Origin of the sequence: Acidithiobacillus ferriphilus (assembly GCF_018854775.1) — a bacterium.
Taxonomy (GTDB): domain Bacteria; phylum Pseudomonadota; class Gammaproteobacteria; order Acidithiobacillales; family Acidithiobacillaceae; genus Acidithiobacillus; species Acidithiobacillus ferriphilus.
Genome location: NZ_JAAZTY010000064.1, coordinates 1 through 5,394, shown reverse-complemented (window position 1 = coordinate 5,394; position 5,394 = coordinate 1). Strand labels below are relative to the sequence as shown.

Below are 5,394 nucleotides of genomic sequence, written 5' to 3'. Positions count from 1 at the left end.
GGAAGGGAAGGATACTAAAGGGACCACTGACCCCCCCCCCCGAAATGCAATAACAGCAGCACCAGCAAGGTATCCGTCGATACCTGAATCCAGGCGTGGCGACGCGGTTGCACCGGCCGCCGTAACAACAGTGCCAGCAGATAACCGAGACTGACCGTGGCGGCCACCAGGGCAAGGACACGCAACAATCTTGCGTGTCCTCCCAGATCAATAATGGTCTCGCTGGCTGGCAAGTGTAACAGAACGGCAATAACCGCTGCGATGAGCAGCCGGTAGGCGGAAATCCCCCAAAGGCGCCGCCAGTCACCCACCATCTCCGGCATATTATGCGCCCCGCCACTGAGTTCTGCTGAACGTTACGACACCATAATTCATCGCACCACTACCGCCCACGACCATATTAGCGACGTTCTGCACAAAATATCTGCGTATATACGGGGAGACAAGATCAAAGATTGGTCACCCGCAGGACCTCTTCAAGACTAGTGACACCCTCCCTGATCCGCCTCAATCCGTTTTGCCGCATGGTCAGCACTCCCTCTTGTGTCGCCTGCCGCGCCAGATCGATGGAAGTACCACCGCGCATAATGATTTCACGCATAGCATCGCTCACCGGCATCACCTGATAGAGTCCCATCCGGCCTTTATATCCGGTGTTGTTGCACTGATCACAGCCCACCGCGCCCAGAGGACGCCAACCCTGCAGATCCTCGTGCGTAAATCCCGCCTCAATCAGGGCCTGTTCGGGAATGCGCAACGGCTTTTTACAATGCGGACAGAGTTTGCGTGCGAGTCGCTGCGCCATCACCAAGTGCACACCGCCTGCTATGTTATAGGTAGGGATGCCCATATTTTCCAGACGGGTGAGACTCTGTGGTGCATCATTGGTATGCAGGGTGGCCAACACCAGATGACCCGTCTGGGCGGCTTTGATGGCCGTTTCCGCGGTTTCCAGATCACGCACCTCACCGACCATAATGATGTCAGGGTCCTGACGCAGAAAGGAACGCAAGGCGGTGGCAAAGTTGAGACCGATACGCTCGTTGATATTCACCTGATTAATCCCGTACACCGGGATTTCCACAGGATCCTCTGCGGTACTGATATTGCAGTCGCCGGTATTGAGAATATTCAGCGCGGTGTAAAGAGTCGTCGTTTTACCCGAACCCGTGGGGCCGGTGACCAGGATCATACCGTAGGGCCGGTGGATGGCCTCTTCAAAAGCTTTGCGCTGGTCCGGCAAAAAGCCCAATTGTTCTATGGGCACCTTGGAACTGGCCGGATCCAGCAAGCGCAGCACAATGGTTTCGCCAAAACTGGTGGGCAAAAAAGAAACCCGGAAATCAATAACCCGCGCCGGCGGCACCCTGACCCGCAAACGGCCATCCTGGGGTAAACGCCGCTCAGAAATATCCAGACGACAGAGAATCTTCAGGCGCGAAGTGACACCGTCACGCAACGCCACCGGCGGATGCAACACATCCTGCAATACGCCATCGAGTCGGTAACGCACCCGAAAGTCCTTTTCGTACGGTTCCAGATGAATGTCGGAAACCCCGCGTTGAATGGCATCCAAGAGCAATTGCCGGGCAAAACGCACCACGGGTGCATCCTCGACACTGCCATCACTCTCCTGGGCAAGATCGAATTCTTCCTGCTCTTCTTCGCCGCGCGGTTTATCCATGAAAACATCGTCAATCCCGCCTTGCATACTGTTGGCTGCGGCATTCACCGCCTTTACCAGCTTATTGGCCTCGACCAGTATTGGCAACACCTGCAGACCCGTGTTGAACTTCACATCCTCCACCGCCTTAAAATCCGTAGGGTCCGCCATGGCGAGGTAGAGGGTGTCCCCATGCTTCGACAAGGGCAGCACCAGATAGCGGGTCATCAGTCCTTTGTCGAGCTTCCGAATAAGCAACTCATTAATCATGACCGCATCCAGATCAAGCATGGGCATGTTATAGCGCGCAGAAAGGTGCGCCATAAGCACAGAGGCAGGAACGGCACCCCTTTCAACCGCATAAAACAGCAGCGGCATCTTGCCACGCGCCGGATCGGCGGCAAGGCGTTGCAACTGCGCCTCATCGCTTAACCCGTTGCTGACCAACGCCCGCAATACGGGCGTCAACGTGATGTGTGCTGGATTTGTAGCCATCGGCGTAAGGTCTCCTCCACGGCGGCGGTCTGCGGCAAAGTTCCCGTCCATATTCGAAAGCTCTCCGCGCCTTGTTCTACCAACATGCCCAGCCCATCCATCGCGCCCAGCCCGGCCTGCCGGGCGGCGCGTAGTAAGGGCGTTTCCAATGGGTTATAGACGATATCGTATACACTGCCGTTTCTGGGCATGCGCGCCAGATCCAACTCCGGATGCCCCTCTCCGTGCAGCCCGCGCGCGCTGGTATTGACCAGTAACGCACTGTGGGGCAATACCGCAGACAATGCCGCCGCATCCAACGGAATGGGGTGCACCGGGAGATCGGAAAACTGTGCAGCCAGAGATTCGGCACGCGACAGGTGACGATTCGCCAAATAAATAGCCGGACATCCGGCATGACCGAGGGTGTAGACAATGGCCCGGGCCGCCCCTCCAGCGCCAATCACGGTCGCCGGACATTGTCGCCAGCCAATCCCCGCGGCACGCTCCAGCGCCCGCTGAAAACCGAGTGCATCCGTATTGTGTCCCTCCATACCCGAGGGCGTAAAGCACACGGTGTTCACCGCACCGATGGCACGCGCCTCGGCGCTCAGTTGCTGCATCCGCGGCAACACGGCCTCTTTATGGGGGACTGTAACATTCACGCCACGCACGCCAAGCGCCGGCAGTCCGGCCAACGCCGCGGCGATCGCCGCTTCATGCACCGGGAAAGGCACATAAACCAGGTCTCGATCCTGCTGTGCGGCAAAGAGGCGATGCATCCATGGCGAGAGGCTATGAGTGACCGGATGACCGAGAATGCCATAAACGGCCGTGCCGCCACCGGGATGCCAACAATTGCTGGTGTCAGGTTGTGGGAAGAGCGCCATACGATCTTTCCTTTGCGATGATTTCCGTCCTTTTGGAGAGATGGACAAGCAGATCTGGCCAGTTATCTCCGGGCAAAATATTACCCAGAGTCATGGGACGCTGCGCCCCGGTAACGTGCGCCCAGGGCAGGCGTTGCCCCAGCAAACACTGACCGCCCAGCCAGGCAAAGGCCAACGCCTCCAACGCCTGACTGGGAATGCCGCTGTACTGCCCACCGTGCAAAATTCGGGTCTCTGCCAGAGTCCCCTGCAGGACGCGCATCAGAGTCGGGTTTTCGGCGCCCCCACCGAACACCAGCATTTCCGCAGCACCCGGAGTCCAGGTCCTTATCGCCTGTGCCACAGAAACCGCGGTCAATGCCGTCAGTGTGGCCAGAAAATCCGCCGCAGTGCCCCGCCAGGATGACCACCATTGCGTCACCAGGGGCAATCCGAAAACTTCCCGCCCGGTGCTTTTGGGAGGTGGTTGCCGGAAAAACCTGTGGGTCAGCCGGTCCGCTAACCATACAGCATCGCAAAGTCCGTCGGCGGCCATTTGCCCATCCACATCACAGGTCGATCGCCCATCGCTGCACAAATACACGGCGGCATCCATCAGCACATTGCCTGGCCCGCAGTCGAAAGCCAGTAATGGACGGGGATCGTCCATGCCCGGCAACCAGGTCACGTTGGCCATACCACCGAGATTGAGTACCAGACGGGGTTGTTTTCCCTGAAAGCAGAATTGATGGAAAGGCGGCACCAGCGGCGCCCCTTCTCCCCCGGCCGCCACATCGGCACGCCGGAAATCGTGGACCACGGTCAGACCAGTGGCCACGGCAATATCCGCCGCCGCACCAATTTGCAGCGTAAAGCCGGGCGTCACATGCGGTTGATGACGAATGGTTTGCCCGTGCAAGGCGATAAAGTCTACCGGACCGAGATGGGCAATGGCAGCACTCGCCAATTGGGCGTAACAGGCACCCAGACGCCGGTCAAGCCGCGCCATCGCCTCAACGCTCAGTGGCCCATTGGCAGCCAGCACCTCCGCACGCAACGCCGGATCAAAAGCGCACCCAAAGACACCCTGGTAACCCGCACAGCCCGCGACGTCAAAATCCAGCACCGCGGCATCCACACCGTCGGCGCTGGTCCCAGACATCAGACCCAGACCACGCAAGTCGACCTACCTAGCCAACAAGCGCGTCAACCGGTACAGCATCAACGCATCAGTGATCCCCGTCATGTGCTCCGTGCCCATGCACATGACCATGGGCCAGCTCTTCGGTGGTGGCATCCCGCACTTCCAGCACCGTCACATCGAAGTTCAGAGTCATCCCAGCCAGCGGGTGATTGAGATCGACGGTAATTTCGTTGCCTTCGATATCGATTACCGTGGCAAGGCGTGTGCCGTCTTCAGTCATGGTCTCAAACTGGGTGCCGATCTCCAGCTCTTCCGGATCGTCAAAATCCTCAACACCCACCACTTCCACCAGATCTTCGTCCCAATCGCCATAGCCTTCTTCGGGAGGGATGGAGACCTCTAGCTTATCGCCGACACGACGCCCCGCCAGAGCCTGCTCCAGGCCGGGGATGATGCCGTGGTGGCCATGGAGATAGACGAGGGGCTCTTCACCCACGGAGCTATCAATCAGTTCCCCCTCTTCATCGGTCAGGGAATAGTCGATAGTGACGACTTTGTCTTTGCTGATCATCATGGCGCGAGTCCTATGGGTTAAGGGCCTGAAAAGATACTGCTATGGTAGTTTCTAGCCGATTTTAGCCTGACTGCGCGGAAACGGCAAAATTTCCCGGCTATCCCAATGACGCCAATGGGGTTCAAGAATCTGACTGAACGCCGTCACCCAGAGGGGGTTGTCGTTGAGCGCAGGAATATAGCGTAGTTCCTGGCCACCCGCCTGGAGGAAGGTTTCTTTGCCTTCCAAGGCGATTTCCTGCAGCGTTTCCACGCAGTCCGCACTAAAACCGGGGCAGACGATATCAATGCGGGACACCCCGGAATGCGCCAACTCGACGAGTGTTTTATCCGTATAGGGCTGCAGCCATTTGGCGGCGCCGAAGCGACTTTGGAAAGTCTGTATCCATTGGTCATCGGACAAAGCGAGTTCCTTTACCAGCAATGCGGTGGTCTTCTCGCATTGGCTGCGGTAGGGATCACCCTTGGCAACAGCGCTTTCCGGCAAGCCGTGAAAGGAAATCAGCAATCGCTCCGCCTGTCCGTGCTCACGCCACCAGGCACGGATACTGTCCGCCAGGGCGTGAATATAGGCAGGGTGTTCATACCAGTCCCGAATCATGCGAATTTCCGGAATCTCCCGCCATTGTCGTAATTCTTTGCCCACGGCATCAAAAATGGAGGCGGTGGTA

General features: G+C 58.0%; 6 protein-coding genes. All 6 read right to left on the bottom strand.

The annotated features are described in order from the left end of the window. Window positions 1-14: 14 nt before the first annotated feature. Entirely contained in the window at window positions 15-323 is a 309-nt protein-coding gene (locus HF921_RS05380) for a hypothetical protein (RefSeq protein ID WP_226834352.1), read from the bottom strand. A 125-nt stretch (window positions 324-448) separates the two neighbouring features. Next, entirely contained in the window at window positions 449-2,158 is a 1,710-nt protein-coding gene (gene pilB, locus HF921_RS05375) for a type IV-A pilus assembly ATPase PilB (RefSeq protein ID WP_215893451.1), read from the bottom strand. Next, window positions 2,128-3,027: a shikimate dehydrogenase gene (aroE, locus tag HF921_RS05370; RefSeq protein WP_215892799.1), complete on the bottom strand. Its 900-nt coding sequence runs from the start codon at window positions 3,025-3,027 to the stop codon at window positions 2,128-2,130. Before aroE ends, pilB begins: the two co-directional genes overlap by 31 nt. Further along, complete coding sequence (locus HF921_RS05365) at window positions 3,005-4,168, bottom strand: anhydro-N-acetylmuramic acid kinase (RefSeq protein WP_226834351.1); 1,164 nt, start codon at window positions 4,166-4,168, stop codon at window positions 3,005-3,007. Before HF921_RS05365 ends, aroE begins: the two co-directional genes overlap by 23 nt. A gap of 67 nt (window positions 4,169-4,235) precedes the next feature. Then, window positions 4,236-4,724, bottom strand: a complete 489-nt coding sequence (locus HF921_RS05360; protein ID WP_064218850.1) for an FKBP-type peptidyl-prolyl cis-trans isomerase — start codon at window positions 4,722-4,724, stop codon at window positions 4,236-4,238. Between the two features lie 51 nt (window positions 4,725-4,775). After that, the coding region (hemH, locus tag HF921_RS05355; protein ID WP_226834350.1) for a ferrochelatase at window positions 4,776-5,394 on the bottom strand (619 nt) is incomplete at its 5' end.

Excerpts from the sequence above, each read along its gene's own strand:
- HF921_RS05380 (WP_226834352.1), bottom strand. The coding sequence starts at position 323 with ATGCCGGAGATGGTGGGTGACTGGCGGCGCCTTTGGGGGATTTCCGCC.
- pilB (WP_215893451.1), bottom strand. The coding sequence starts at position 2,158 with ATGGCTACAAATCCAGCACACATCACGTTGACGCCCGTATTGCGGGCG.
- aroE (WP_215892799.1), bottom strand. The coding sequence starts at position 3,027 with ATGGCGCTCTTCCCACAACCTGACACCAGCAATTGTTGGCATCCCGGT.
- HF921_RS05365 (WP_226834351.1), bottom strand. The coding sequence starts at position 4,168 with ATGTCTGGGACCAGCGCCGACGGTGTGGATGCCGCGGTGCTGGATTTT.
- HF921_RS05360 (WP_064218850.1), bottom strand. The coding sequence starts at position 4,724 with ATGATGATCAGCAAAGACAAAGTCGTCACTATCGACTATTCCCTGACC.